Here is a 24,639-nt window from a genome sequence, read left to right as displayed (position 1 = left end):
TCGCTCCGGGCGCCCTCGGTGACGTACGGCGGTCCGTCAGCCCTTCTTGGCCGAGTCGGCACCGTCCTTCACGTCCTCCACGTCCTTCTCGAACCTCACGGTGCCGTCCCCGGCGCCCTCGGATCCGGTGTCGGCGTCCTTGGACTCCGTGTCGGCGTCCTCGACCTCGGAGCCCGCGGCATCCTTCGCGTCGTCGTCCCCGGCCTCACCGCCGGGGGCCTCCGCACCCGGCTCGACCACGGCCTCCCGGCCCGGCCGCATCCGCGCCGAGAGCACGATGTACACCACGGCGAGCAGGAACACGAAGAGCGCGGTCCAGTTGTTCAGCCTGAGGCCCAGGATGTGGTGGGCGTCGTCGACGCGCATGTACTCGATCCAGAACCGGCCCGCGCAGTACGCGGCGACGTAGAGCGCGAAGGCGCGCCCGTGGCCGAGCTTGAAGCGGCGGTCGGCCCAGATGACCAGCAGGGCCACGCCGATGCACCACAGCGACTCGTAGAGGAACGTCGGGTGGTACGTGCCCGGCACCCGGCCGTCGGCCGACGAGGTGATCTCCACGGCCCAGGGCAGGTCGGTCGCCTTGCCGTACAGCTCCTGGTTGAACCAGTTGCCCCAGCGGCCGATGGCCTGGGCGAGGGCGATGCCGGGGGCGACGGCGTCGGCGTACGCGGGCATCGGGACGCCCCGGCGCCGGGCGCCGATCCAGGCGCCGACCGCGCCGAACGCGATCGCGCCCCAGATTCCGAGGCCGCCCTCCCAGATCTTGAAGGCGTCGACCCAGTCACGGCCCTCGCTGAAGTACAGCTGGTAGTCCGTGATCACGTGGTAGAGCCGGCCGCCGATCAGACCGAAGGGAACGGCCCAGACTGCGATGTCGGCCACCGTGCCGGCCCGCCCGCCCCGGGCGATCCAGCGCTTGTTGCCGAGCCAGACGGCAACGAAGACGCCGATGATGATGCAGAACGCGTAGCCGCGCAGCGGGATGGGACCGAGGTGCAGCACCCCGCGCGACGGGCTGGGAATGAAGGCAAGTTCCATGGCAGGGTCGACGCTACCGTGTCGGACGGGACCCGCGGCGGGCAGCCCGGCTACGGGTCCGTAACGGGCGGGCGGAGAGCGCCCCCGCGGACGCCCCGCCGCCGTCCTCCGTGTCGGCGTCCTACTTGTTGGCGTCCTCCACCATCTTCTTCAGCTTGGCCGGGGTCATGGACTGGTCCTTGTAGACGTTCTTGCCGTCCAGCAGCACGGTCGGCGTGCCGCTGAAGCCGCCGCCGAGGAACGCCTTGTTGGACTTCTCCACCCAGCTGTTGTGCTTTCCGTCCTTCACGCACTCCTGGAACGGGGCCGTGTCGAGGCCGTCGACCTTGCGCGCCAGCTCGAGCAGCTTGTCCTCGTCGGCGAAGGCGTCGTCGCTCTCCGGCGGCTGGTTGTCGTACAGCACGTCGTGGTACGCGGTGAACTTGCCGGCGTCCTGGGCGCAGGCCGCGGCGTTGGCCGCCTTGCGGGAGCCGGTGCCGCCCATGTTGCCGTCGATGATCGTCGCCAGGTGGTACTCGACCTTGAGCTTGCCGGCGTCGGTGAGCTCGTGGATCGTGTCGCGGTACGCCAGCTCGAAGCCCTTGCAGGCTGGGCAGCGGAAGTCCTCCCAGATGACGAGCGTCGACTTGGCGCTCTCCTTGCCGACGGGGATCGCGAGGCCGTCCTTGCCCTGCGCGCCCGAGGGCGCCACGACCGGGCCGGCCTCCTCGCTGCCGTCGTCCTTGCCCGCGTTGGCGGCGACCACGCCGATCACCGCCGCGAGCCCCAGGACGCAGACCACGCTCGCCCCGACGATCAGTGCGCGCCGGCGCTTGTCCCGGGACTTCTGCTTCTCGCGCTCGGCCGCCAGCTTCTGACGGGCGGTGCGCTTTCCCTCTCGGTTCTTCTCGCTCACACCCCGCAGAACGAACCGGGGAGGCGCACCGCGCCTCCCCGGCCCCAGGTCCACCCGTACGAGGGACCCGTATGACTTACCTGCTGTGACGTCCCGCCTACGCCTGTCCGCGCATGCCCTTCGCCAGGTCGGCGGCGAGCGCGCGGACGCCCTCGAGGCCGGCCGCGTCGTCGGTGGCGTCGAGCATGCGCTTGACGAACGCCGAGCCGACGATCACGCCGTCGGCGAAGCCGGCGACCTCGGCGGCCTGAGCGGCGTTGGAGACACCGAGTCCGACGCAGACCGGGATGTCGGTGGTGGCGCGGGTGCGCCGCACCAGGTCCTCGGCCTGCGCGCCGACCGACTCACGGGTGCCGGTGACGCCCATGAGGGAGGCGGCGTAGACGAAGCCGCTGCCGGCCGCGGTGATCTCGGCGAGCCGCGCGTCCTTGCTGCTGGGCGCGACCACGAAGACCGTGGCGAGCCCGTGCTTGTCCGCGTGCTCCCGCCACAGCGCCGACTCCTGGACCGGCAGGTCGGGCAGGATGCACCCGGCGCCGCCCGCCTCGGCGAGCTCGGCGGTGAAGCGCTCGACGCCGTAGCGGTCGATGGGGTTCCAGTACGTCATGACGAGGATCGGCTTGCCGGTGGCCGCGTGCGTCTCGCGGACGGTGCGCATCACGTCGGCGATCTTCACGCCACCGCGCAGGGCGATGTCGTCGGCGGTCTGGATGACCGGGCCGTCGAGGACCGGGTCGCTGTGCGGCAGGCCCACCTCGACGACGTCGGCGCCGCCGTCGAGCACGGCCTTGATCGCCTCGATGCCGCCGTCCACGGTCGGGAAGCCGGCCGGGAGGTAGGCGATGAGGGCGGCGCGGCCCTCGGACTTCGCCGCGGCGAGGGTCTCGTCCAGCAGCTGCACGTTCCCGCTCACTTGGCGTCCCCCTCGATCTCGGCGGTGCCGGCCTCGTCGGCGGCGACCTCGGCGTCGGTGTCGTACAGCCCGAAGTAGCGGGCCGCGGTGTCCATGTCCTTGTCGCCGCGGCCGGACAGGTTGACGACGATCAGCCCGTCCTTGCCCAGCTCCCGGCCGACCTCCAGGGCGCCGGCCAGCGCGTGGGCGCTCTCGATGGCCGGGATGATGCCCTCGGTGCGCGACAGCAGGCGCAGCGCCTGCATGGCGGCGTCGTCGGTGACCGCGCGGTACTCGCCGCGGCCGGAGTCCTTGAGGTAGGAGTGCTCGGGGCCGATGCCCGGGTAGTCCAGACCGGCCGAGATCGAGTACGGCTCGGTGATCTGGCCCTCGTCGTCCTGGAGGACGTAGGACCGGGAACCGTGCAGGATGCCCGGCTCGCCCGCGCTCAGGGTGGCCGCGTGTTCGCCGGTCTCGATGCCGTGCCCGGCGGGCTCGCAGCCGATGAGGCGGACGTCCGCGTCGGGGATGAAGGCGTGGAAGAGGCCGATGGCGTTGGAGCCGCCGCCGACGCAGGCGATCGCGGCATCGGGGAGACGTCCGGCCTGCTCCAGCAGCTGGCGGCGGGCCTCGACGCCGATGACGCGGTGGAAGTCGCGCACCATCGCCGGGAAGGGGTGGGGTCCGGCGACGGTGCCGAACAGATAGTGGGTGTGGTCGACGTTGGCGACCCAGTCGCGGAAGGCCTCGTTGATGGCGTCCTTCAGCGTGCGGCTGCCGGACTTTACGGCGATGACCTCGGCGCCGAGCATGCGCATGCGGGCCACGTTGAGGGCCTGGCGCCGGGTGTCGATCTCACCCATGTAGATGGTGCAGTCGAGGCCGAAGAGCGCGCAGGCCGTCGCCGTCGCCACGCCGTGCTGGCCGGCACCGGTCTCGGCGATCACGCGGGTCTTGCCCATGCGCTTGGTGAGCAGGGCCTGGCCGAGGACGTTGTTGATCTTGTGGGAGCCGGTGTGGTTGAGGTCCTCGCGCTTGAGGAAGATCCTGGCTCCGCCGGCCTCGGCGGCGAAACGGGGGACCTCGGTGAGGGACGAGGGGCGGCCGGTGTAGTGGACGAGGAGGTCGTCCAGCTCACGGGCGAACTCCGGGTCGGACTTGGCCTTGTCGTACTCGACGGCGACCTCGTCGACCGCCGCGACGAGGGCCTCGGGGATGAACTTGCCCCCGAACGCGCCGAAGTAGCCCTCGGCGGTGGGGACTTGACCCTCCGGGTCGGGGATGAAGAAGTTGCTGGGCATGCGTGTACCTCACGGTGAGTGTCTGGTCGGGCAGATTCGCCGTGGGGGCGGGGGAGATCAGGCCGCTGCGGGCCGTGCGTGGTTGCTCGCGCACACGCGACGGAGTCGCAGATTCAATACAGCCCCGCGCCCCTTACGGGGCGCTGAGGCCATCGCATGCCGTTGACCTGCCCCGGCTCATCACCGATGACGTACCGCACCCTGCGGCCGTGGACCCGGCGGGCGGGGGCGCGGCAGCCGCGTGGGCGGCAGCCGCGGGCCAGGCGCGCGTAGGGGTCCCTGGTGGCCAGGGTGAGCAGGGAGGTCATCGGGATCAGCCTACCGGGGGTCAGCCGCGGCCGTGCCGGAGTGCCGGGTGTTCGCCCGCCGCCACCAGGTCGGAGACCGCCGACTTCGGGTCGCGGCCGGTGACCAGGGACTCGCCGACCAGGACGGCGTCGGCGCCCTCGTTGGCGTAGGCGATGAGGTCGTGCGGGCCGCGGACGCCGGACTCGGCGACCTTGACGATGTGCGCGGGGATCTCCGGGGCGACCCGTTCGAAGGTGCCGCGGTCGACCTCGAGCGTCTTCAGGTTGCGCGCGTTGACGCCGATGACCTTGGCGCCGGCCTCGACCGCGCGCTCGACCTCGTCCTCGTCGTGCACCTCGACGAGCGGGGTGAGACCGATGGACTCGGCGCGCTCGATCAGCGACTCCAGGGCCGGCTGTTCGAGGGCGGCGACGATCAGCAGCACGAGGTCGGCGCCGTACGCGCGTGCCTCCCAGAGCTGGTACGAGGTGACGATGAAGTCCTTGCGCAGGACCGGGATGTCCACGCGCGCGCGGACGGCCTCCAGGTCGGCCAGCGAGCCGCCGAAGCGGCGCTGCTCGGTGAGGACGGAGATGACGGCGGCGCCGCCCGCCTCGTAGTCCGCGGCGAGTCCGGCCGGGTCGGCGATGGCCGCCAGCGCGCCCTTGGACGGGCTGGAGCGCTTGACCTCGCAGATCACCTTGACGCCGTCGCCGCGCAGTGCGGACACGCCGTCCTTGGCGGGGCGAGCCTTGGCCGCGCGCTCCTTGAGCTCGTCGAGGCTGACGCGCGCCTGCCGCTCCGCGAGGTCGGCACGGACTCCGTCGATGATCTCGTCGAGCACACTCACGCGAGCGGCCCCCTTTCAGACGGGTGAAGCTGTGGTCACTTTGATGGTATCCGGAGCGGGGCGGGGGCCTCGCATCCGGTTGACGCCGGTCCCACTACCTGGACATTCGTCGGGCGATCAAGGCAGGAGCCAGCCACCGAACGGCAGGTTCCGGACAACCGTGAAGACCAGCAACAACGTCCCCAGCGTCCAGAGGTGGACCGGGCCGAGGTCGATCCGCAACGGCCGGCCGCGCACCGCGCGGACCACCCAGACGGTCCACAGCGCGGCGAAGCCCAGATAGCCGAGTACGGCAGGCGCGTTGGCGTGCAGCGCGGCCGGCAGGTCGCCGTGGACGAACGCGTGGGCGCTGCGCAGGCCACCGCAGCCGGGGCAGTACAGGCCGGTGAAGCGCAGCAGGGGGCAGACGGGGTAGTGGCCGGGCTCGTTGGGGTCCACGCTCCCGACGTACGCGAAGGCGCCGACGACGGCCGCGAGGACGCCCGCGGGGACGGCCAGCCGCGCGACGGCCGAGGTGCGGGACGGGGGCGCGGGTGCATCTGCGGATGCAGGAGCAGGTGCGGGTGCAGGTACGGATGCGGTTCTGCTCGGTGTCGGGTTCGGGCTCTGGGCGTCCACGACCCGCATTCTGCCCCGCACCGTCCGTACCCGCACATGAGGGGCGCGTCCGGTACCTGGGTGCCGGACGCGCCCCTCACGACGCGGTGTGTGATCGCCGGGTGGCGTCAGCCCTTGGCGCCGGCCGCGGCGCGCTCGTCGGCGACCTTGTGCACGGGGTGGTTCTGCTTCGGCTGGCCGAGACCCATCGAGCGCATGACGGCGCCCACGAGGCCACCGAGGAGCACGACCGCCATGCCCGCCCAGAAGCCGACCGGCTGGGCCGCCACCATGAACATGCCCGCGATGCAGAAACCGATGAAGGCGATGATGACACCGGTCCAGGCGGCCGGGGTGTGACCGTGGCTGCTGCCCGCCATTGCTTGCTCCTCGTTGCTGTGTGCCGTGTCTGAGCAGGACGCTCGTGCCCATTGTCCCGCACGGGCGCGCGCGCCATGAGCGGGGGTGCTCCACCCGCGCGGCGGGTCAGGCTCCGGTCGGGTCCTCGCCGCGGTCCAGGGCCTTCCACAGGTCCTCGGGCCGGTCGGGGTCGACGGTCTGCGGCCTGCGGCGCGGGCGGGGGGTGCCGTCCCGCTCGTAGCGGCCGGACATCGCGGGCCACAGGCGGCCGTAGCGCAGGGCGAGCAGCCCGGCCAGCAGGAGCAGGGCGCCGCCGACGGCCGCGACGTAGGGCCAGGCGGTGTGGGTGAGGGCGTCCACGGTGGCCGAGGTGTCTCCGGCGGCCTTGGCCGCCTGCTCGTCCAGCGCGGAGCTGTCGGAGGCGCCGACCAGGGCGGCGGCGACGGTGCCGGCGCCGCTCAGCGTGAGCAGGGCGGCGACGGCGAGGCGGCCCGCGCGGCGGACGGCGAAGACGGCGACGAGCGCGGCGAGGCCCACTATGGCGAGCGCCGCGGGTACGCCCGTGACGTCGCTGCCCTTGGCCGTCAGCGGAAACGCGCCGCCGGCCACGGTCGCGGTGCCCTCCGCCCACTCCTGCCGGGTGGCGAGCAGGGCGACGGCGGCGCCGAGCGCGCCGCACAGCAGGGCGACGGCGAGGCTTCTGCGGCCGGCCCGGGCGGGTCCTGCGGCGGGGGTGCGGGGGTGAGGAACAGCTGTCACGTACTCCACTATCACCCGAACCCCGGGCGAACCGTCACCCGGGGTTCCGAATCAGCGGCGTGAGAATGGCCCTATCGCCCCAGCCGGTTGGCCGTGTGCACTGCTCGCAGCACCGCCGCCGCCTTGTTGCGGCACTCGGTGTCCTCGGCGACCGGGTCGGAGTCGGCGACGATCCCGGCACCGGCCTGCACGTAGGCGGTGCCGTCGCGCAGCAGTGCCGTGCGGATGGCGATCGCGGTGTCGGAGTCGCCCGCGAAGTCGAGGTAGCCGACACAGCCGCCGTACAGGCCGCGCCGGGAGGGCTCGAGTTCGTCGATGATCTGCAGGGCGCGCGGCTTGGGGGCACCGGAGAGGGTGCCGGCCGGGAAGCAGGCGGTGAGGACGTCGAAGGCGGTGCGGCCCTGGGCGACCCGTCCGGTGACCGTCGAGACGATGTGCATGACGTGCGAGTACCGCTCGACGGACATGAAGTCGACGACCTCGACGGAGCCGGGTTCGCAGACGCGTCCGAGGTCGTTGCGGCCGAGGTCGACGAGCATGAGGTGCTCGGCGCGCTCCTTGGGGTCGGCGAGCAGCTCGTCGGCGAGGGCCTGGTCCTCCTGCGGGGTGGCGCCGCGGGGACGGGTGCCGGCGATGGGGTGGACCATGGCCCGCCCGTCCTCGACCTTGACCAGGGCCTCGGGGGACGATCCGACGACGTCGAAGCCGTCGAGGCGGAGCAGGTACATGTACGGGGAGGGGTTGGTGGCCCGCAGCACCCGGTACACGTCGAGCGCGCTCGCCGTGCACGGCGTCTCGAACCGCTGGGAGGGGACGACCTGGAAGGCCTCCCCCGCGCGGATGCGCTCCTTGATGTCCTCGACGGCCTCCTGGAAGTCGGGGCCGCCCCACAGCGCGGTGTACTCGGGCAGCTCGGAGGGCGGCAGCGCGGCCGGGGGCTGAGCCACCGCGCGCGTGAGGTCGGCCTCCATGGCGTCCAGGCGGGCGACCGCGTCGGCGTAGGCCTCGTCGACGCCGGTCTCCAGGTCGTTGTGGTTGATCGCGTTGGCGATCAGCAGGACCGAGCCCTCCCAGTGGTCCATGACGGCGAGGTCGCTGGTGAGCAGCATGGTCAGCTCGGGGAGCTTCAGGTCGTCGCGCTCGCCGGGGCCGACCTTCTCCAGGCGCCGGACGATGTCGTAGCCGAGGTAGCCGACCATGCCGCCGGTGAAGGGCGGCAGGCCCAGGTCGTGGGCGAGGTCTCGGGGGGTGTGCAGCGCCTCGACGGTGGCGCGCAGGGCGGCGAGCGGGTCGCCGCCCGTGGGGACGCCGACGGGTGGGGTGCCCTGCCAGTGGGCCTGCCCGTCCTTCTCGGTGAGGGTGGCGGCGCTGCGGACGCCGACGAAGGAGTACCGGGACCAGGAGCGTCCGTTCTCGGCGGACTCCAGCAGGAAGGTGCCGGGGCGCTCGGCGGCGAGCTTGCGGTAGAGCGCGACCGGGGTGTCGCCGTCGGCGAGGAGCTTGCGGCTGACCGGGACGACCCGGCGGTCGGCGGCCAGCTTGCGGAAGGTGTCGAGGTCCATGACGTCCATGGCGGCAGACCCTACTGATCCGCGGCGGGCGTGGCGGCATCCGAGCCGTCCGCACCGTCCACGGCGTCCGTGAGGAGCACGTCGGCGTCGAAGCAGGTGCGGGCGCCGGTGTGGCAGGCGGCACCGACCTGGTCGACCTTGACCAGCACGGTGTCGGCGTCGCAGTCCAGGGCGACGGACTTCACCCACTGGAAGTGTCCCGAGGTGTCCCCCTTGACCCAGTACTCCTGACGGCTGCGCGACCAGTAGGTGCAGCGGCCCGTGGTCAGCGTGCGGTGCAGTGCCTCGTCGTCCATCCAGCCGAGCATCAGCACCTCCCCGGTGTCGTACTGCTGGGCGATGGCGGGCAGGAGGCCGTCTGCGCTGCGCTTGAGGCGTGCGGCGATCTCCGGGGCGAGCGGGCCGGGGCGCCCGGAGGAGCCGTCGGCGGGGGAGCTGCTGGTCATGCGCCCATTGTGCCGCGCGGGACGGACACGCCCCGGTGTTGTCCATTGGGCGGACCCGGCCGACCGCCGTAGGCTGACTCCATGTCGACTTTCGCCAAGCGTGAACGACTTCTGCTCGCCGATCTGTTGGAGACGGCGGGCCCGGACGCCCCCACTCTGTGCGAGGGCTGGCAGACCCGTGACCTCGCCGCGCACGTGGTGGTGCGCGAGCGCCGGCCGGACGCGGCCGGCGGCACCCTGATCAAGCAGTTGGCGTCCCGGCTGGACCGGGTGATGGAGGAGTACGGTGCGAAGCCGTACGAGGAGCTGATCCAGCTCATCCGCACCGGCCCGCCGCGGTTCTCGCCGTTCACGCTCAAGCAGGTCGACGAGGCGGCGAACACGGTGGAGTTCTACGTCCACACCGAGGACGTCCGCCGTGCCCAGCCGGACTGGTCGCCGCGGGAGCTGGACCCGGTCTTCCAGGACACCCTGTGGTCCCGGCTGGAGCGTGCCGCCCGGCTGATGGGCCGGGGCATCCCGACCGGCCTGGTGCTGCGCCGCCCGAACGGCCAGACGGCGGTCGCCCATCGCGGTACGCCGGTGGTGACGGCGACGGGCGAGCCGTCCGAGCTGCTGCTGTTCGCGTACGGGCGGCAGAGCGTGGCGAAAGTGGAGCTGGAGGGCGAGAAGGACGCGATCGCCACACTGCACGAGACGAAGCAGCTCGGCATCTGAGACGGTCCGGGGCGGCTACCCGGGCAGTTCGGCCCGCCGTACGCCCGGCGCCCCCAGGGCGACGACTCCGCCGAGCGCGCAGACCGCGGCGCTGACGGCGAAGACCGGGCCGGTGCCCCAGACGCCGATGGCGGCGGCGGACAGCGGCATGCTCAGCGGTGCGACGCCCAGGCTGACGATCCCGGCGACCGCGGTGACACGCCCCAGGTGGGCGGGGTCGGACTGGGTCTGCAGCAGGGCCCCGCACATGGCGCCGCTGAGCCCGGTGAGCAGCCCGACGACCACCGCGGTGCCGACGGCCGTGGCGAGGCCGGGCGCGTGCGGGAGGGTGCCGATCGCGGCCGCGCCGGGGATGAGGGCGCCGGCGGCGACACACCCGGCGCGCGGCAGGCGTCCCCGCACGGTCAGCAGCAGGGCGGCGGCTCCGGCCCCCGTGCCGAATCCCGCGAGCACCCAGCCCATGCCGGACGCGCCCCAGCCGCGCTCGTCCGCGAGCAGGGTGAGACCGACGTTGAGCGGGCCGACGAAGCCGAGGTCGCCGAGGGCGATGGCCACCATCAGCGGGCCGAGGACGCGGTGCCGGCGGACGTAGCGGAGCCCGCCCGTCAGGTCCCGCCAGGCGGTCGTCTCCCGCGCGGCGGGCGTGCCGGTCGCGTCGTCGGGGGGCAGCTCGCGCATCCGTACGGAGATCAGCAGCGGCACGGACACGGCGATCAGCAGCCCCGCGCACGCGAAGGCCGCCGCCGCACCGCCGACCGCCACGCCGAGCCCGCCGAGCGGGGCACCCACGACGGCGGCGAAGCGCACGGCGAGGCCGCGCATGCCCTGGACGCGGGCGAGCTGGTCCTTGCCGGTGATCCGGGCCGGGAGCGCTCCGACGGCGGGCATGAACACGGCGTCGACGATGCCGAAGACGACGGCGAGCAGGGCCAGCAGCCACAGCCCGGGGTCGGTCGCGAAGAGCATCGCGGCGACCGCGAGGACCGTGACGCACCGTACGGCGTCGCTGCCGATGACGACCCTGCGCGGCCCCAGCCGGTCGGCGACCACACCGCCGCCGAGCAGGAGCAGCGCCCTCGGCACCGCACTCACGGCCGTGACGACCCCGGCCTCGGCGGGAGTGCCGTTCTGCACGGCGGCCCAGGACAGGGCGAGGTAGAAGACGGTGTCCCCGACCATGGAGGCGGTGTAGGCGGCGACCCAGCGCAGGACGTTGGAGTCGCGGTGGGCGGGTACGGCGGGGGTGGCCCGGAGTGTGAGCGCGTCCGGCACGGACGTGGTCCCCTCAGACACGGAACGGGAACCCGTACACGTGCAGCGCCACGTTCTCGCGCCCTTCGGTGTCGCCGGCGGCTTCGGCGGCGCGGCCCTTCTCGTCGTACTTCTTCGCCAGGGCCAGCAGTTCCTCGCCCAGTTCGGCCAGTTCGGCGGGGGTCAGCCGCAGCAGGGACTCGTTGTCGGGGGCGGCGGAGTTCCACTCGGGTCCCCAGGTGGGGCGTTCGTCCAGGTAGCGGCGGTACATGTCGGCGCGCTGCCGGTGGAAGAGCCGGGTGGCCGCGAGGTGGGCGGCGGCTCGCTCGGGGGCATCGCGGAAGTTCTCGTCGCGGATGCTCACCCGGTCGGAAGCGGGCTGCCACCAGCGCTCCCGGCCGTCCGCGCTCTGCGGCTCGGCCTCCTCGACCAGTCCGTGCTCGGCGAGCTTGCGCAGGTGGTAGCTGACCAGGGAGACCGCCTCGTCGACCTGCTCGGCGAGCTGCGACGCGGTCGCCGTGCGCGCCACGCACAGCCCGCGGTAGAGCTGCATGCGCAGGGGGTGAGCCAGGGCTTTGAGGGTGCCCAGGTCGGTGATGGGGCGGTTCTCCGGGCTCAGCATGCCCTCACGATAGAACGCGAAAGAGAAGTTGCGCAATAAATATTGCACAACTTCTCTTTCGCATCACTTCGCTTTCGTCTCGTTCTACCTGACGGGGTGCCCCGCTCCCCGCAGCGTCTCCTTCACCTCGCCGATGCGCAGGTCGCCGAAGTGGAAGACGGACGCCGCCAGAACCGCGTCCGCGCCCGCGGCCACGGCGGGAGCGAAGTCGGCGAGGCGGCCCGCGCCGCCGGAGGCGATCACCGGGACGGTCACGTGCTTGCGGACCGCCGCGATCATCTCCAGGTCGTAGCCGTCCTTCGTGCCGTCCGCGTCCATCGAGTTCAGCAGGATCTCCCCCGCACCCAGCTCGGCAGCCCGGTGCGCCCACTCCACCGCGTCGATGCCGGTGCCGCGCCGGCCGCCGTGGGTGGTCACCTCGAAGGTGCCCGACTCGCCGCGGCGGGCGTCGACCGACAGGACGAGGACCTGGCGGCCGAAGCGCTCGGCGATCTCGCGGATCAGGTCCGGGCGGGCGATGGCGGCCGTGTTCACGCCCACCTTGTCCGCGCCGGCCCGCAGCAGCTTGTCCACGTCCTCTGCGGTGCGCACACCGCCGCCGACGGTCAGCGGGATGAACACCTGCTCGGCGGTGCGGCGCACCACGTCGTACGTCGTCTCGCGGTTGCCCGACGAGGCGGTGATGTCCAGGAACGTCAACTCGTCGGCGCCCTCGGCGTCGTACACCTTGGCCATCTCGACGGGGTCACCCGCGTCGCGCAGGTTCTGGAAGTTGACGCCCTTGACGACCCGGCCGTTGTCCACGTCCAGGCAGGGGATGACTCGGACCGCCAGGGTCATGAATCCACGGCTCCTCTATACGCTTCCACTTCGACTGACACCAGCACCCGCGAGTCGATGAAGCCCTCCACGACCAGCAGGGTCGTGACCGGGCGCACCGAGTCGAACATCTCCTTGTGAGCCCGGCCCGCCGCGTCCACGTCGCGCGAATGGGCCAGGTACACACGGGTGCGGATCACGGACTCGACGGCGAGCCCGAACTCGGCGATCGCCTCGACCGCGGTGGCCAAGGCCACCTTGGTCTGTTCGTACGGGTCGCCGTCGCCGTACAGCACGTCGCCCTTGAAGGCGGTCGTACCCGCCACGATGACACGGTCGCCCGCCGCGACGGCCCGTGCGAAACCGAAGGACTCTTCCCAGGGACTTCCGCTCTGCACGCGCCGTACGGCTTCGGACGTCATGTCGACACAGCCTCCAAGGCCTCTTCCAGAGTGAACGCCTTCGCGTACAGGGCCTTCCCGACGATGGCCCCTTCGACACCGGCCGGGACGAGACCGGCAATGGCGCGCAGGTCGTCCAGGGACGACACGCCGCCGGACGCCACGACCGGGCGGTCGGTCGCCGCGCAGACGTTCTTCAGGAGGTCCAGGTTGGGGCCCTGGAGGGTGCCGTCCTTGGCGATGTCGGTGACGACGTACCGGGCGCAGCCCTCCTTGTTGAGGCGGTCCAGCGTCTCGTAGAGGTCGCCGCCGTCGCGGGTCCAGCCGCGGCCGCGGAGCGTGGTGCCCCGTACGTCGAGACCGACCGCGATCTTGTCGCCGTGCTCGGCGATGACCTTGGCGACCCACTCGGGGGTCTCCAGGGCGGCCGTGCCCAGGTTCACGCGCGTGCAGCCGGTGGCGAGGGCGGCGGCGAGGGTGTCGTCGTCGCGGATGCCGCCGGACAGCTCCACCTTGATGTCCATGGCCTTCGCGACCTCGGCGATCAGCTCGCGGTTGTCCCCGGTGCCGAAGGCGGCGTCCAGGTCCACCAGGTGCAGCCACTCGGCGCCGGAGCGCTGCCAGGCGAGGGCGGCCTCCAGCGGGGAGCCGTAGGAGGTCTCGGTGCCGGACTCGCCGTGCACGAGGCGGACGGCCTGGCCGTCGCGGACGTCGACGGCGGGAAGGAGTTCGAGCTTGCTCATCTCTACCGGGCTCATCTCTACAGGGTCTCGATCCAGTTGGTGAGGAGCTGGGCGCCGGCGTCGCCGGACTTCTCCGGGTGGAACTGGGTGGCCCACAGGGCGCCGTTCTCCACGGCGGCCACGAAGGGCTTGCCGTGCGTGGTCCAGGTGACCTTGGGGGCGGCGATCAGCGGGTTGTGCGACTCCAGGGTCCAGTCGTGGACGGCGTAGGAGTGCACGAAGTAGAAGCGGGCGTCCGCGTCCAGGCCGGCGAAGAGCTGGGAGTCGGCCGGTGCCTCGACGGTGTTCCAGCCCATGTGGGGCACGATGTCGGCCTGGAGCGGGCCGACCGTGCCGGGCCACTCGTCCAGGCCCTCGGCCTCGACGCCGTGCTCGATGCCGCGCGCGAACAGGATCTGCATACCGACGCAGATGCCCATCACCGGGCGCCCGCCCGCCAGTCGGCGCTCGACGACCCAGTCGCCCCGGGCGGCCTTCAGACCGTCCATGCAGGCGGCGAAGGCGCCGACGCCCGGGACCAGCAGCCCGTCGGCGTTCATGGCCTTGTCGTAGTCACGGGTGATCTCGACGTCGGCCCCCGCGCGCGCGAGGGCGCGCTCGGCGGAGCGGACGTTGCCGAAGCCGTAGTCGAAGACGACGACGCGCTTGGGGTTCACCGAGGTCAATTCCAGACCTCCAGCCTCAGGACGCCCGCGAAGAGACACAGCGCGGCGCCGATGGAGAGCAGCACGATGAGGCCCTTGGGCATCTGCTGCTTGGCGAAGGAGATGATGCCGCCGATGAAGAACAGGCCGACGACGATCAGTGCGGTGGACGAACCGGTCATGGGTTACAGCGCGCCCTTCGTGGAAGGCAGGATGCCGGCCGCGCGCGGGTCGCGCTCGGACGCGTAGCGCAGCGCCCGGGCCAGCGCCTTGAACTGGCACTCCACGATGTGGTGCGCGTTGCGCCCGTAGGGCACGTGCACGTGCAGCGCGATCTGCGCCTGCGCGACGAACGACTCCAGGATGTGCCGGGTCATCGTCACGTCGTACTCGCCGATCATCGGCGCCATGTTCTCGGGCTCGGTGTGCACGAGGTAGGGGCGGCCGGAGAGGTCGACGGTGACCTGGGCGAGGGACTCGTCCAGCGGGACCGTGCAGTTGCCGAAGCGGTAGATGCCCACCTTGTCGCCGAGGGCCTGCTTGAAGGCGGCGCCCAGCGCGAGGGCGGTGTCCTCGATGGTGTGGTGGGAGTCGATGTGCAGGTCGCCGTCGGTCTTCACGGTCAGGTCGAACAGACCGTGCCGGCCGAGCTGGTCGAGCATGTGGTCGTAGAAGCCGACGCCGGTGGCGATGTCGGTCTTGCCGGTGCCGTCGAGGTCGATCTCGACGAGGACCGAGGTCTCCTTGGTGGTGCGCTCCACGCGCCCTACGCGGCTCATGCGTTCTGCTCCTGTTCCTTCTTCAGTTCGCGTACCGCGTCGAGGAACGCGTCGTTCTCCTCCGGGGTGCCGGCGGTGACCCGCAGCCATCCCGGTACGCCGTTGTCCCTGACCAGGACGCCCCGGTCGAGGATCTTCCGCCAGGTGGCGTGCGCGTCCGCGAACCGCCCGAACTGGACGAAGTTGGCGTCCGACTCGGTCACCTCGTAGCCGACGGCACGCAGTTCGGCGACCAGCCGGTCCCGCTCGGTCTTCAGCTGCTCGACGTACTTCAGCAGCGTGCCGGTGTGCTCCAGGGCGGCCAGCGCGGTCGCCTGGGTGACGGCCGACAGGTGGTACGGCAGCCGTACGAGCTGGACGGCGTCGACGACGGCCGGGTGCGCGGCGAGATAGCCCAGGCGCAGGCCCGCCGCGCCGAACGCCTTCGACATCGTGCGGGAGACGACGAGGTTCGGCCGGCCCTCCAGCAGCGGCAGCAGCGAGTCGCCGTGGCTGAACTCGACGTAGGCCTCGTCCACGACCACCATGGACGGCTTGGCCGCCTGGGCGGCCTCGTAGAGCGCGAGGACCGTCTCCGGCGGGACCGCGTTGCCGGTGGGGTTGTTGGGAGTGGTGATGAAGACGACGTCCGGGCGGTGCTCGGCGACGGCCTTCTCGGCGGCGGGGACGTCGATGGTGAAGTCCTCGTGGCGCGGGCCGGAGATCCAGCCGGTGCCCGTACCGCGTGCGATGAGGCCGTGCATCGAGTACGAGGGCTCGAAGCCGATCGCGGTGCGGCCCGGCCCGCCGAAGGTCTGCAGCAGCTGCTGGATGACCTCGTTGGAGCCGTTGGCCGCCCAGACGTGGCGCGCGTCCACGGCGTACCCGGAGGTGTCGGTCAGGTACTCGGCGAGCCTGGTGCGCAGCTCGACCGCGTCCCGGTCCGGGTAGCGGTTCAGGCCGCGGGCGGCCTCGCGGACCCGCTCGGTGATCCGCTCGACCAGCGCCTCGGGCAGCGGGTAGGGGTTCTCGTTGGTGTTCAGCCGTACCGGCACGTCCAGCTGGGGCGCGCCGTAGGGGGACTTGCCGCGCAGCTCGTCCCGTACGGGGAGATCGTCGATGCCGGTCACTTGCCCTCGGGAACCTTCCAGTCGAACCTCGCCTTGATCGCCGCGCCGTGCGCGGGCAGGTCCTCCGCCTCCGCCAGCGTCACCACGTGGTGCGCGACCTCGGCCAGCGCGTCCCGCGTGTAGTCGACGATGTGGATGCCGCGCAGGAAGGACTGCACGGACAGCCCCGAGGAGTGGCAGGCGCAGCCGCCGGTGGGCAGGACGTGGTTGGATCCGGCCGCGTAGTCGCCGAGGGACACGGGCGCCCAGGGGCCGACGAAGATCGCGCCGGCGTTCTTGACGCGGTCGGCGACGGCCGCGGCGTCGGCGGTCTGGATCTCCAGGTGCTCGGCGCCGTAGGCGTCGACCACGCGCAGGCCCTCGTCGATGCCGTCGACCAGCACGATCGCGGACTGGCGGCCCTTCAGGGCCGGGACGATCCGGTCGTCGATGTGCTTGGTGGCCGCGACCTGCGGCTCCAGCTCCCGCTCGACCGCGTCCGCGAGCTCCACGGAGTCGGTGACCAGGACGGCGGCGGCCAGCGGGTCGTGCTCGGCCTGGCTGATCAGGTCGGAGGCGACGTGCGCCGGGTCGGCGGTGGCGTCGGCGAGGACCGCGATCTCGGTCGGGCCGGCCTCGGCGTCGATGCCGATCCTGCCGGTGAAGTAGCGCTTGGCGGCGGCGACCCAGATGTTGCCGGGGCCGGTGACCATGTTGGCGGGCGGGCAGGACTCGGTGCCGTACGCGAACATCGCGACGGCGGTGGCGCCACCGGCCGCGTACACCTCGTCGACGCCGAGCAGGGCGCAGGCGGCGAGGATCGTGGGGTGCGGGAGCCCGCCGAACTCGGCCTGGGCCGGGGAGGCGAGCGCGACCGACTCGACGCCGGCCTCCTGCGCGGGCACCACGTTCATGATCACGGAAGACGGGTAGACCGAGCGCCCGCCCGGCGCGTACAGGCCGACCCGCTCGACCGGCACCCACTTCTCGGTGACCGAGCCGCCGGGCACGACCTGCGTGGTGTGGGTCGTACGGCGCTGCTCGCGGTGGACGAGGCGGGCGCGGCGGATGGACTCCTCCAGGGCCGCGCGCACGGCCGGGTCGAGCTCCTCCAGCGCGCGCGTGAGCGCGGCGGCCGGGACCCGGACCTGGTCCAGCTCGACCCCGTCGAACTGCTCGGCGAAGTCGATCAGCGCCGCGTCGCCACGATGATGCACGGCCTCGCAGATCGGGCGCACCTTCTCCAGGGCGGCCGCGACGTCGAAGTCGGCTCGGGGCAGCAGGTCGCGCAGGGCGGGGCCCTCGGGGAGGGCGTCGCCGCGCAGATCGATTCGGGAGATCACGGAACCAATTCTCTCAGACCCGCGTCGAGGACCGTCCGCGCGTATCAATGGCTGATACAGACCGCGACGGGTCGTCGCCGCCGGCGGCGGGGCCGGGAAGATCCTCCTCACTTTGAGTGTTCGGCGCGTCACCCAGTGGGCATGAACGGTTGTACGAAGCGTGAGCGACTCGCGAGTAGCCGAGGAGGGAGTGAAGTGCCGTGACCGAGGGGGCCGGCCACCGTGACGGAGAGCTGCCGGACGACCTGACCACCGCCGAGGCCGGCATGTGGCAGGCCTTCCGCAACGGCAGCGTGTATGACCTGAGCAGCGGCGACGCGCTCGTCGACGACCCGCACGGCGGGCACCCGTGGGGGCTCGAGCGGACCGTGCGGGCCCGCATCGTGTGCTGGCTGCTTCTCGACGGTCCGCCCGCGCTCGCGGGCCGCGTGTCCTCGCTGCAGCTCGTGGGCGTCCGGATCAGCGACACCATGGACCTCGCGGGCGGCACGGTGGTGCCGTACGTCGAGCTGCGGGGCTGTCGCTTCGAGCGGGAGGTGCTGCTGCCGGAGACCCGCTTCACGACCCTGCGCCTGGTCGACTGCTCGGTGCCGCGGCTGGAGGCGGCCCGGCTGCAGACCGAGGGCGATCTGCATCTGCCGCGCTGCCGGTTCCGGGCCGGGATCCGGCTCACCGACGCGCAGATAGGCACCGACCTGCTGCTCAGCCAGGCGATCGTGCACCGGGACCGCAGCGGCCGCGCCATCGCCGCGGACGGACTCACCGTCGGGCAGGATCTCCAGGCCGAGATGCTGGAGTCGTACGGCGAGGTGAGCCTGCGCAGCGCCCAGGTCGGCGTCTCGCTGAGCCTGCGCGGCGCCCGGCTGCTCAACCCGTACACACGGCACGCGTTGAACGCGCCGCGGCTGGCGGTGGAGCGCACGCTGTACCTGACGCCGGCGGGCCTGGGCAGCCCGCTGCTGCGGGGCACCACTCCGGCGCAGGGGACGCGGATCCAGCGGTTCGAGTGCGAGGGCGGGGTGCGGCTGGACGACGGGCGGTTCGGCGACGCGGTCGACTTCGAGCACGCCCGGTTCACCTTCACCGACGACCAGGAGCTGTCGCTGCGCCGGGTGCAGACGCCCGAGCTGCGGTTCCTGGGCGAGCGGCCGGCGCGCGGCCGGGTGGTGCTGTCGGGGGCGCGGGTGGTCAATCTGATGGACCGGGCGGACAGCTGGCCCGGCCCGGGCCGGCTGCACATGGGCGGCTTCGCCTACGAGAACCTCGTGCCGCGGGGGCCGTTCCCGCTGGCGAAGCGGCTGCGGTGGGTGGGCGCCGCGACCGCCGAGTACAACCCGGAGCCGTACGAGCGGCTCGCCGCCGTGCTGCGGGCCGGGGGCGAGGACGAGGACGCCCGCGAGGTGCTGCTCGCCAAGCACCGCAGGCGCCGCGAGAGCCTGCCCATCGCCGCGAAGCTGGTGGGGTACGCGCAGGACTGGACGGTCGCCTACGGCTACCGGCCGGGCCGGGCCGCGGTCTGGATGGCGGTGCTGTGGGCGGCGGGCTCGCTCGCCTTCGCGCGCGCCGACCCGCCGCCGCTGAAGAGCGGCGAGCATCCCGACTGGAACCCCGCCCTCTTCGCCCTCGACCTGCTGCTGCCGGTGATCGACCTGGGCCAGGTCGGCTTCTGGCAGCTCCGCGACGGCTGGCAGTGGCTGGCGACGGCCCTGATCCTGCTGGGCTGGATCCTGGCGACGACGGTGGCGGCGGGCGCGACCCGACTGCTCCGCCGTAGCTGATCGCGTAGGGCAGCGCGGTTCCCGGTCGCGGGGAGGCGCGCCGCCCGCCCGGGGCAGCAGGGCGCCCGGACTCGGCCGGCGGTGCCGGGGCGCCCTCCGGCCCGCCCATCCCCCGACCGCCCCCGACCGCCGCCGACCGCCGCCGACCGCCGCGGACCGCCGCGGACCGCCGCGGACCGCGGGAACGCCCCGCCGGGGCCTCCCGCGCCCGACGGCGAAAGCCGCACGGGTGCGGACGGGTACCCGAACGGCCGAAGGCGAAGCCGAGGCCGCACAACCATCACGAACCGTCAGCCGTCGTACAGGCCATGCTGCGCGCGTTCCTCCGGACGGCGGCCCGGGCCCGGTCCCGCTCCCGGACGTCCCGCCCCGTCGAAGACGACAACGTGCTCCTCGACGCCCCCGACGACCGCCTCGCCCCCGCCCTGGTCGCGGCGGCCCGCGGGGACCACGGCCCCGCCGCCGCCCTGCTCGCCCACACCCGCGAGAACGCCGAGTGGGAGCACCGCGACCGCTACGCGACCCGCCTCGCCGCCTTCGCGCGCTCGCGTGCCGAGTGGCTGGAGGACTGGCGCACCACCGCCCCGGACGACCTCGACGGCCGTCTCGTCGCGCTCCGGCTGACGGTGGACCGCTCCTGGGACTCCCCCGCCCGCACCGAACTCCTCCGCCAGGTGAGCCCCTCGGTCACGGCCGCCGCCGAGTCGGCCGGACCCGACCCCGTGCCGTGGCGCACCGCGCTGGACACCGCACGCGGCGCGCACGCCCCGCACGCCGAGTTCGCCCGGCTGTGGGCCCAGGCGGTCCGCCGTTCGCCGCACCACTACGGCTGCCATGTCGCCGCCCTGGAGTACCTGGCCGCGACCTCGCCCGGCGCCCACCGCGAGTGCCTGGACTTCGCCGAGACCGCCGCGCAGGACGCCCCCGAGGACGCGCTCGTCCGGGCGCTGCCGGTACGAGCGGCCTTCGCGTGTCTGACCGCTCCCGGCCGGGGCGACGCGGCCGGTGCGTACCGGGCCCGGCTGGACGCCGCGGCCGACCGCGCCATCGCCCTCTCCGCCGCCCACCCCGAGGCCCAGCCGTGGCCGGCTGAGCTGCGGAATCTTCTGGTGTACGTCCTGGTGCGCCTGGGGCGCGTGCAGGACGCGGCGGAACAGCTGCGTCTGACCGGCCCGTACGTCACGTCCTTCCCCTGGGACCGAGCCCCGGGCGGGGACGGGGACGATCCGCTCGGCCGCTTCCTCCAGGTGCGGGCGGACGTCCGCGCGGCGGCGGTCCATGGGCCCGGGGCGACGGGTCCGGGTCATCCACGAAGTGGGCGCGTCGGTCACGTCCGCCCCGGCGACCATTAGGCTTCTGCGTCGTGACCACCGTCCGGCTCCCCCTCTTCCCCCTGAACTCGGTGCTGTTCCCGGGGCTGGTGCTCCCGCTCAACATCTTCGAGGAGCGCTATCGCGCCATGATGCGCGAGTTGCTGAAGACCCCCGAGGACGAACCGCGCCGGTTCGCCGTCGTGGCGATCCGCGACGGCTACGAGGTCGCCCCGAGCGAGCCCGGCCTGCCCGACCCGACGGCCACGGTCGAACGCGGGCCGACGGCCGGGTTCGGCACCGACCCGCTCAAGGCGTTCCACAAGGTGGGCTGCATCGCGGACGCGGCGACCGTGCGCGAGCGGGCCGACGGCACCTTCGAGGTGCTGGCGACCGGCACGACCCGGGTGCGCTTGCTCTCGGTCGACGCCTCGGGCCCGTTCCTGACGGCCGAGCTGGAGCCGCTGCCCGAGGAGCCCGGCGACGAGGCGGGGGCGCTGGCCGAAGGCGTGCTGCGGTCCTTCCGGCAGTACCAGAAGCGGCTGGCGGGGGCACGCGAGCGGTCCCTGGCGACGGGTGCCGAACTGCCGGACGAACCGGGCGTGATCTCCTACCTGGTCGCCGCCGCGATGATGCTGGACACGCCGACGCGGCAACGTCTGCTCCAGGCCCCGGACACCGCCTCCCGTCTCCGGGACGAACTGAAACTCCTTCGCTCCGAGACCGCCATCATCCGTACGCTGCCGTCGTTGCCGGCGTCGGAACTGACGCGCGGCCCGATGAGTCTCAACTGAGGTACTGGCCGCAATGGCGAAGAAGTCGAAGAAGCAGCAGCCGGGGGGCACCCCGGCAACGGTGGCCCTCACGGCGGCCGGAGTGGCGTACACGGTCCACGCGTACGACCACGACCCCGCCCACCCCTCCTACGGCGAGGAGGCGGCCGAGGCGATGGGTGTCTCCCCGGAGCGGGTCTTCAAGACACTGGTGGCGGACGTCGACGGGACGCTGACGGTCGCCGTGGTCCCGGTGGCGGGCCAGCTGGACCTGAAGGCGCTGGCGGCCGCGGTGGGCGGCAAGCGCGCGGCGATGGCCGACCCGGCCCTGGCCGAGCGCACCACGGGCTATGTGCGGGGCGGCATCTCCCCGCTCGGCCAGCGCAAGAAGCTCCCGACGGTCCTGGACGCGTCGGCCTCCGGTCACCCCACGATCTGCGTCTCGGCGGGCCGCCGCGGCCTGGAGGTGGAGCTCTCCCCCGACGACCTGGCCGGGCTCACGGGCGCGGTCCTCGCCCCCGTCGGCCGTGCCTGACGCGTCGCCCTGCGAACCGACCCCGCCCTACGACCCGGTCTGAGGCCCCTGCGGGGGCTGCTGCTGTCCGTACACGGGCCACGGGTCCGGATCCCGGGGCCCGAACAGCCCGGTCAGACCGAGGTGGACCACCAGCGCCGCGAAGGGCCACGCGAGCAACGCGCCCTTCGCCCCCAGCTTGAGCGGCGCGGAGAACGTCACCCCCTTGCCCGCCTCCTTGGCGTGGGCGATCACGTCCTGCGCGGGGCCCAGCCACACCCCGAGCCGCCACGCCAGCAGCGACCCGAGCAGCCCTCCGACGCCCAGCGCCACCACCAACGGCACGCCTCCGCGCCGCCGCAGCAGGAAGACGGCCAGCGCGCTGACCGCCCCGAAGGCGAGGGCCAGCAGCGTGAAGGTGCCGTCGACACCGATCGCCTGCTCGCTCTCGGACTCCTTGAGGTACACGACCCAGTTGTCGCCGACGAGATCACCGACCAGCGGCACGCTCGGTGCCAGCTGCCACCACAGCACGCCCAGCAGCACACCGGAGAGCGCCACCGCCACCACGGTGACGGCGGCCTGACGCACTTCGCTCAACATCCCGGGGCCGTCCTGTTCGCCGTGGTCGTCGTGCGTGGCACCGTAGGCGGTGCCCACCGCGTGCGCACCGACGGGCGGCGGCACGGGGCCGCCCCGGTACGACGAGTGTTCGTTCGGCGGTGGCGGCGGAGTCAGAGGTGCGGTCACCCCGCCATCGTGCCAAACCCGCCTGTGCGGCGCGTCACCGGACGGCGGCCCGGCGGTACGCCCAGGTGGCGACGGCCAGCGAGATCACACCGACCACGCCGCACACCGCGAGGTCCCCGAGGACGAAGGCCCAGTCGGGCCGCTCCCCGAAGGTGCGCGCGAACGCCTCGACGCCGTACGTCGAGGGCAGCAGGTCCCGGGCCAGACGGACCACCTCCGGCATCCGCTCGGCCGGCAGCACGCCCAGCAGCAGCGCCGCCGACATGCCCAGCTGGCCCAGCAGCGTGGCGAACTCCGGCCGGGGCGCCAGCAGCCCCAGCGCCGCGCCCAGCCCGGCGAGCGCGGCGCCCGCCAGCGGGATGACGGCCGCCAGCACCCACAGATGCGTCAGCGGCAGCCCGAACAGCACGCACCCGAACACCGCCGTCACCACGGTCCCCGGCACGGTGAAGGACGCGTACGCGCCCGCCGCGCCCAGCACCACCGCGGCCGGCGGCACCGGCAGCGTCGCGTAGTGGTCGAGCCCGCCGCTCGCGCGCAGCTGCCCGAAGTACTGGGCGAGGAGGTTCAGGGCGACGAACGCCACCACGAGCACCGCCGACCCGGCGACCACGGCCTGCGCCTCGCCGCCGCCGTCCACGACGCCGCGCATCAGGATCATGATGCCGATCGACTGGAACGTGGCCACGAACAGCAGCGGTATCCGCGCCACCCGCGCCCGGGACAGCTGCGCCCGGTAGACGGCCACGAGGGAGGGCCACAGCCGCGCCCTGGGCCCGAGCTCGGCCGGGCCGACGGCGTCCTGCTCCTCGACGGCCAGGGCACCGCCCGGCACGACATCGGCGGGTACGACACTCACGTCGCGCTGCTCCCCTTCGTCGGTGTCCTTCGTAGCCCCGTCGGTGTCCTGCGCGGCGGGCCCCGACGGGGTCTCCCCGACGGGTACGGACGCGGCGGCCGGCGTGCTCACCGTGCGGATGCTCAAGCCCTCACCAGTCCCTGCCGCGCGGCGCCGCCCAGCGCCAGGTACACGTCCTCCAGGCTGGGCGTGGCCAGGGTGAAGTCGTCCAGGGCGGCGAAGGCGGCGCCGCCGGTGACGGTGGCGACGACCGCGCGGGCCTCCTCGGGGGCGAGCCGCAGCGTCCAGCGGCGTCCCGACTCGGCGGCGCGGTCGCGCAGGGCGGCGACCTCGGGGACGTGCAGCGGTGCCGTCTCGCGCCACACCAGGTCGACGCGGACCTCTCCGGCGACCTTCTCCTTGAGCCCCGAGGGCGTGTCGCAGGCGATCACGCGTCCCCGGTCCAGCACGGCGACCCGGTCCATCACCGTCTCGGCCTCGATGACGTTGTGGGTGACCAGCAGCACGGTCGTACCGCGCTCGGCGCGCCGCCGGTCGACGGCCGCCCACACCGCGCGCCGCGCCACCGGGTCCATGCCGGTGGTCGGCTCGTCCAGGACGAGCAGCGGGCGCTCCCCCACGAGCGCGGCGGCGAAGCAGGCCAGGCGGCGCTGTCCGCCGGAGAGCTTCTTGATCGGGCGGGCGGCGAGCGGGGTCAGTCCCAGCTCGTCGAGGACGGCGTCCCGCTCGGCGCGTGCCTGACGCACCTCCAGGCCGCGCAGCCGTCCGGTGGTCTCGGCGGCGAGCGACACGGTCAGCTCGTCCAGGGCGCTGGACTCCTGGCCGAGGTAGGCGAGGATCCGGGCGGCCCGCTCCGGGTGGCGCACGATGTCGTGGCCGAGGATCTCCACGCTGCCGCTGTCGGGCCGCATCAGACCGGTGAGCTGGCGTACGAGGGTGGACTTGCCGGCGCCGTTCGGTCCGAGCAGGCCGAAGATCTCACCGCGGCGGATGTCCAGGGTCACGTCGTCGGTGGCCCGCACCTCGGGGGTGGCGGGAACGCCGCGCCGGCCGCGTACGGCCGGATAGGTCTTGGTCAGTGCGCGCACCGCGCACACGGCATCGCCACCGGGTCGAGGTGCCTGTGCCGCGCGCGTACTCACAAGGGACGAGACTACGGGGTCCGTCCGCCCGCCCCGCCCTCGGGTCCGCCCATAAGTGTCGATTCAGCCGGGGAAAGCCGGGGAGGGCCGGGGACGGGCGCGGACGGCC

The 24,639-nt window shown here is 73.1% G+C and carries 29 protein-coding genes; 5 read left to right on the top strand and 24 right to left on the bottom strand.

Translation table 11 applies throughout. From position 1 onward, the window contains the following. Nucleotides 1-36: 36 nt before the first annotated feature. The 11 genes from lgt to hisI all read right to left on the bottom strand — a co-directional run bounded on the left by lgt (nt 37) and on the right by hisI (nt 8,997). The gene (lgt, locus tag ACIGO6_RS04910; RefSeq protein ID WP_399871289.1) at nt 37-1,038 is read right to left on the bottom strand and encodes a prolipoprotein diacylglyceryl transferase; all 1,002 of its coding nucleotides are present in this window, start codon (nt 1,036-1,038) and stop codon (nt 37-39) included. 121 nt (nt 1,039-1,159) lie between these two features. Continuing rightward, nucleotides 1,160-1,933 (bottom strand): DsbA family protein, encoded by a 774-nt coding sequence (locus ACIGO6_RS04905; protein WP_399871286.1) that lies wholly within the window; start codon nt 1,931-1,933, stop codon nt 1,160-1,162. A 97-nt stretch (nt 1,934-2,030) separates the two neighbouring features. After that, nucleotides 2,031-2,846 (bottom strand): tryptophan synthase subunit alpha, encoded by an 816-nt coding sequence (gene trpA, locus ACIGO6_RS04900; RefSeq protein WP_399871284.1) that lies wholly within the window; start codon nt 2,844-2,846, stop codon nt 2,031-2,033. Then, nucleotides 2,843-4,126: a tryptophan synthase subunit beta gene (gene trpB / locus ACIGO6_RS04895; protein WP_399871282.1), complete on the bottom strand. Its 1,284-nt coding sequence runs from the start codon at nt 4,124-4,126 to the stop codon at nt 2,843-2,845. Before trpB ends, trpA begins: the two co-directional genes overlap by 4 nt. A 113-nt stretch (nt 4,127-4,239) precedes the next feature. Then, nucleotides 4,240-4,434 (bottom strand): tryptophan biosynthesis modulator TrpM, encoded by a 195-nt coding sequence (gene trpM / locus ACIGO6_RS04890; RefSeq protein WP_399871279.1) that lies wholly within the window; start codon nt 4,432-4,434, stop codon nt 4,240-4,242. A gap of 20 nt (nt 4,435-4,454) precedes the next feature. Then, nucleotides 4,455-5,264 (bottom strand): indole-3-glycerol phosphate synthase TrpC, encoded by an 810-nt coding sequence (gene trpC / locus ACIGO6_RS04885; protein WP_399871276.1) that lies wholly within the window; start codon nt 5,262-5,264, stop codon nt 4,455-4,457. A 117-nt stretch (nt 5,265-5,381) separates the two neighbouring features. Further along, nucleotides 5,382-5,891: a DUF2752 domain-containing protein gene (locus ACIGO6_RS04880; protein ID WP_399871273.1), complete on the bottom strand. Its 510-nt coding sequence runs from the start codon at nt 5,889-5,891 to the stop codon at nt 5,382-5,384. Nucleotides 5,892-5,989: 98 nt separating this feature from the next. Then, on the bottom strand, nt 5,990-6,241 hold the full coding sequence (locus ACIGO6_RS04875; protein WP_399871270.1) for an HGxxPAAW family protein: 252 nt from the start codon (nt 6,239-6,241) through the stop codon (nt 5,990-5,992). Nucleotides 6,242-6,347: 106 nt separating this feature from the next. Further along, complete coding sequence (locus ACIGO6_RS04870; RefSeq protein ID WP_399871268.1) at nt 6,348-6,989, bottom strand: TIGR02234 family membrane protein; 642 nt, start codon at nt 6,987-6,989, stop codon at nt 6,348-6,350. A 62-nt stretch (nt 6,990-7,051) separates the two neighbouring features. Then, nucleotides 7,052-8,542: an anthranilate synthase component I gene (locus ACIGO6_RS04865; protein WP_399871637.1), complete on the bottom strand. Its 1,491-nt coding sequence runs from the start codon at nt 8,540-8,542 to the stop codon at nt 7,052-7,054. Between the two features lie 20 nt (nt 8,543-8,562). Further along, entirely contained in the window at nt 8,563-8,997 is a 435-nt protein-coding gene (hisI, locus tag ACIGO6_RS04860) for a phosphoribosyl-AMP cyclohydrolase (protein ID WP_399871267.1), read from the bottom strand. 81 nt (nt 8,998-9,078) lie between these two features. Here hisI and ACIGO6_RS04855 point away from each other — a divergent pair, with 81 nt between their 5' ends. Further along, nucleotides 9,079-9,714: a TIGR03085 family metal-binding protein gene (locus ACIGO6_RS04855; protein ID WP_399871265.1), complete on the top strand. Its 636-nt coding sequence runs from the start codon at nt 9,079-9,081 to the stop codon at nt 9,712-9,714. Between the two features lie 15 nt (nt 9,715-9,729). On the opposite strand, the gene ACIGO6_RS04850 is transcribed toward ACIGO6_RS04855, so the two are convergent. The 10 genes from ACIGO6_RS04850 to hisD all read right to left on the bottom strand — a co-directional run bounded on the left by ACIGO6_RS04850 (nt 9,730) and on the right by hisD (nt 17,404). Then, entirely contained in the window at nt 9,730-11,007 is a 1,278-nt protein-coding gene (locus ACIGO6_RS04850) for an MFS transporter (protein WP_399871262.1), read from the bottom strand. After that, nucleotides 11,000-11,587: an ArsR/SmtB family transcription factor gene (locus ACIGO6_RS04845; RefSeq protein ID WP_399871259.1), complete on the bottom strand. Its 588-nt coding sequence runs from the start codon at nt 11,585-11,587 to the stop codon at nt 11,000-11,002. Before ACIGO6_RS04845 ends, ACIGO6_RS04850 begins: the two co-directional genes overlap by 8 nt. Nucleotides 11,588-11,671: 84 nt before the next feature. Further along, the gene (hisF, locus tag ACIGO6_RS04840; protein ID WP_399871257.1) at nt 11,672-12,427 is read right to left on the bottom strand and encodes an imidazole glycerol phosphate synthase subunit HisF; all 756 of its coding nucleotides are present in this window, start codon (nt 12,425-12,427) and stop codon (nt 11,672-11,674) included. Continuing rightward, nucleotides 12,424-12,828, bottom strand: a complete 405-nt coding sequence (locus ACIGO6_RS04835) for a RidA family protein (RefSeq protein ID WP_399871254.1) — start codon at nt 12,826-12,828, stop codon at nt 12,424-12,426. Before ACIGO6_RS04835 ends, hisF begins: the two co-directional genes overlap by 4 nt. Further along, entirely contained in the window at nt 12,825-13,550 is a 726-nt protein-coding gene (gene priA / locus ACIGO6_RS04830; protein ID WP_399871633.1) for a bifunctional 1-(5-phosphoribosyl)-5-((5-phosphoribosylamino)methylideneamino)imidazole-4-carboxamide isomerase/phosphoribosylanthranilate isomerase PriA, read from the bottom strand. Before priA ends, ACIGO6_RS04835 begins: the two co-directional genes overlap by 4 nt. A gap of 17 nt (nt 13,551-13,567) precedes the next feature. After that, entirely contained in the window at nt 13,568-14,221 is a 654-nt protein-coding gene (gene hisH / locus ACIGO6_RS04825; RefSeq protein ID WP_399871630.1) for an imidazole glycerol phosphate synthase subunit HisH, read from the bottom strand. Beyond that, a complete protein-coding gene (locus ACIGO6_RS04820) occupies nt 14,212-14,376 on the bottom strand; it encodes a hypothetical protein (RefSeq protein WP_399871252.1) in 165 nt (54 codons plus the stop codon). Before ACIGO6_RS04820 ends, hisH begins: the two co-directional genes overlap by 10 nt. Nucleotides 14,377-14,379: 3 nt before the next feature. Then, a complete protein-coding gene (gene hisB / locus ACIGO6_RS04815) occupies nt 14,380-14,973 on the bottom strand; it encodes an imidazoleglycerol-phosphate dehydratase HisB (protein WP_007448566.1) in 594 nt (197 codons plus the stop codon). Further along, nucleotides 14,970-16,082 (bottom strand): histidinol-phosphate transaminase, encoded by a 1,113-nt coding sequence (locus tag ACIGO6_RS04810; protein ID WP_399871250.1) that lies wholly within the window; start codon nt 16,080-16,082, stop codon nt 14,970-14,972. Before ACIGO6_RS04810 ends, hisB begins: the two co-directional genes overlap by 4 nt. Further along, nucleotides 16,079-17,404, bottom strand: coding sequence for a histidinol dehydrogenase (gene hisD / locus ACIGO6_RS04805; protein WP_399871247.1), 1,326 nt, complete (start codon nt 17,402-17,404; stop codon nt 16,079-16,081). Before hisD ends, ACIGO6_RS04810 begins: the two co-directional genes overlap by 4 nt. Before the next feature lie 200 nt (nt 17,405-17,604). On the opposite strand from hisD, the gene ACIGO6_RS04800 reads away from it, so the two are divergent. The 4 genes from ACIGO6_RS04800 (at nt 17,605) to ybaK (ending at nt 21,800) form a co-directional block, all read left to right on the top strand. Continuing rightward, entirely contained in the window at nt 17,605-19,182 is a 1,578-nt protein-coding gene (locus ACIGO6_RS04800) for an oxidoreductase (protein WP_399871244.1), read from the top strand. Nucleotides 19,183-19,490: 308 nt separating this feature from the next. Next, entirely contained in the window at nt 19,491-20,534 is a 1,044-nt protein-coding gene (locus ACIGO6_RS04795) for a hypothetical protein (protein WP_399871241.1), read from the top strand. Nucleotides 20,535-20,545: 11 nt separating this feature from the next. Next, nucleotides 20,546-21,286, top strand: coding sequence for an LON peptidase substrate-binding domain-containing protein (locus tag ACIGO6_RS04790; RefSeq protein WP_399871238.1), 741 nt, complete (start codon nt 20,546-20,548; stop codon nt 21,284-21,286). Between the two features lie 13 nt (nt 21,287-21,299). Then, nucleotides 21,300-21,800: a Cys-tRNA(Pro) deacylase gene (gene ybaK, locus ACIGO6_RS04785; protein WP_399871236.1), complete on the top strand. Its 501-nt coding sequence runs from the start codon at nt 21,300-21,302 to the stop codon at nt 21,798-21,800. A gap of 27 nt (nt 21,801-21,827) precedes the next feature. Here the strand turns inward: ybaK and ACIGO6_RS04780 are convergent, their stop codons facing one another. The 3 genes from ACIGO6_RS04780 to ACIGO6_RS04770 all read right to left on the bottom strand — a co-directional run bounded on the left by ACIGO6_RS04780 (nt 21,828) and on the right by ACIGO6_RS04770 (nt 24,485). Continuing rightward, the gene (locus tag ACIGO6_RS04780; RefSeq protein ID WP_399871234.1) at nt 21,828-22,529 is read right to left on the bottom strand and encodes an AAA family ATPase; all 702 of its coding nucleotides are present in this window, start codon (nt 22,527-22,529) and stop codon (nt 21,828-21,830) included. A gap of 34 nt (nt 22,530-22,563) precedes the next feature. Beyond that, nucleotides 22,564-23,388, bottom strand: a complete 825-nt coding sequence (locus ACIGO6_RS04775) for an ABC transporter permease (RefSeq protein ID WP_399871627.1) — start codon at nt 23,386-23,388, stop codon at nt 22,564-22,566. Between the two features lie 122 nt (nt 23,389-23,510). Then, nucleotides 23,511-24,485 carry an ABC transporter ATP-binding protein gene (locus ACIGO6_RS04770; protein WP_399871232.1) on the bottom strand — a complete coding sequence of 325 codons (975 nt, stop codon included), beginning with the start codon at nt 24,483-24,485 and terminating at the stop codon, nt 23,511-23,513. Between the last annotated feature and the right edge of the window lie 154 nt (nt 24,486-24,639).

The organism is Streptomyces sp. NPDC053750 (assembly GCF_044544295.1).
Classification (GTDB): Bacteria; Actinomycetota; Actinomycetes; order Streptomycetales; family Streptomycetaceae; genus Streptomyces.
Note: the sequence above shows the minus strand (reverse complement) of the source record. Positions and strands in the feature narration are given on the sequence as shown.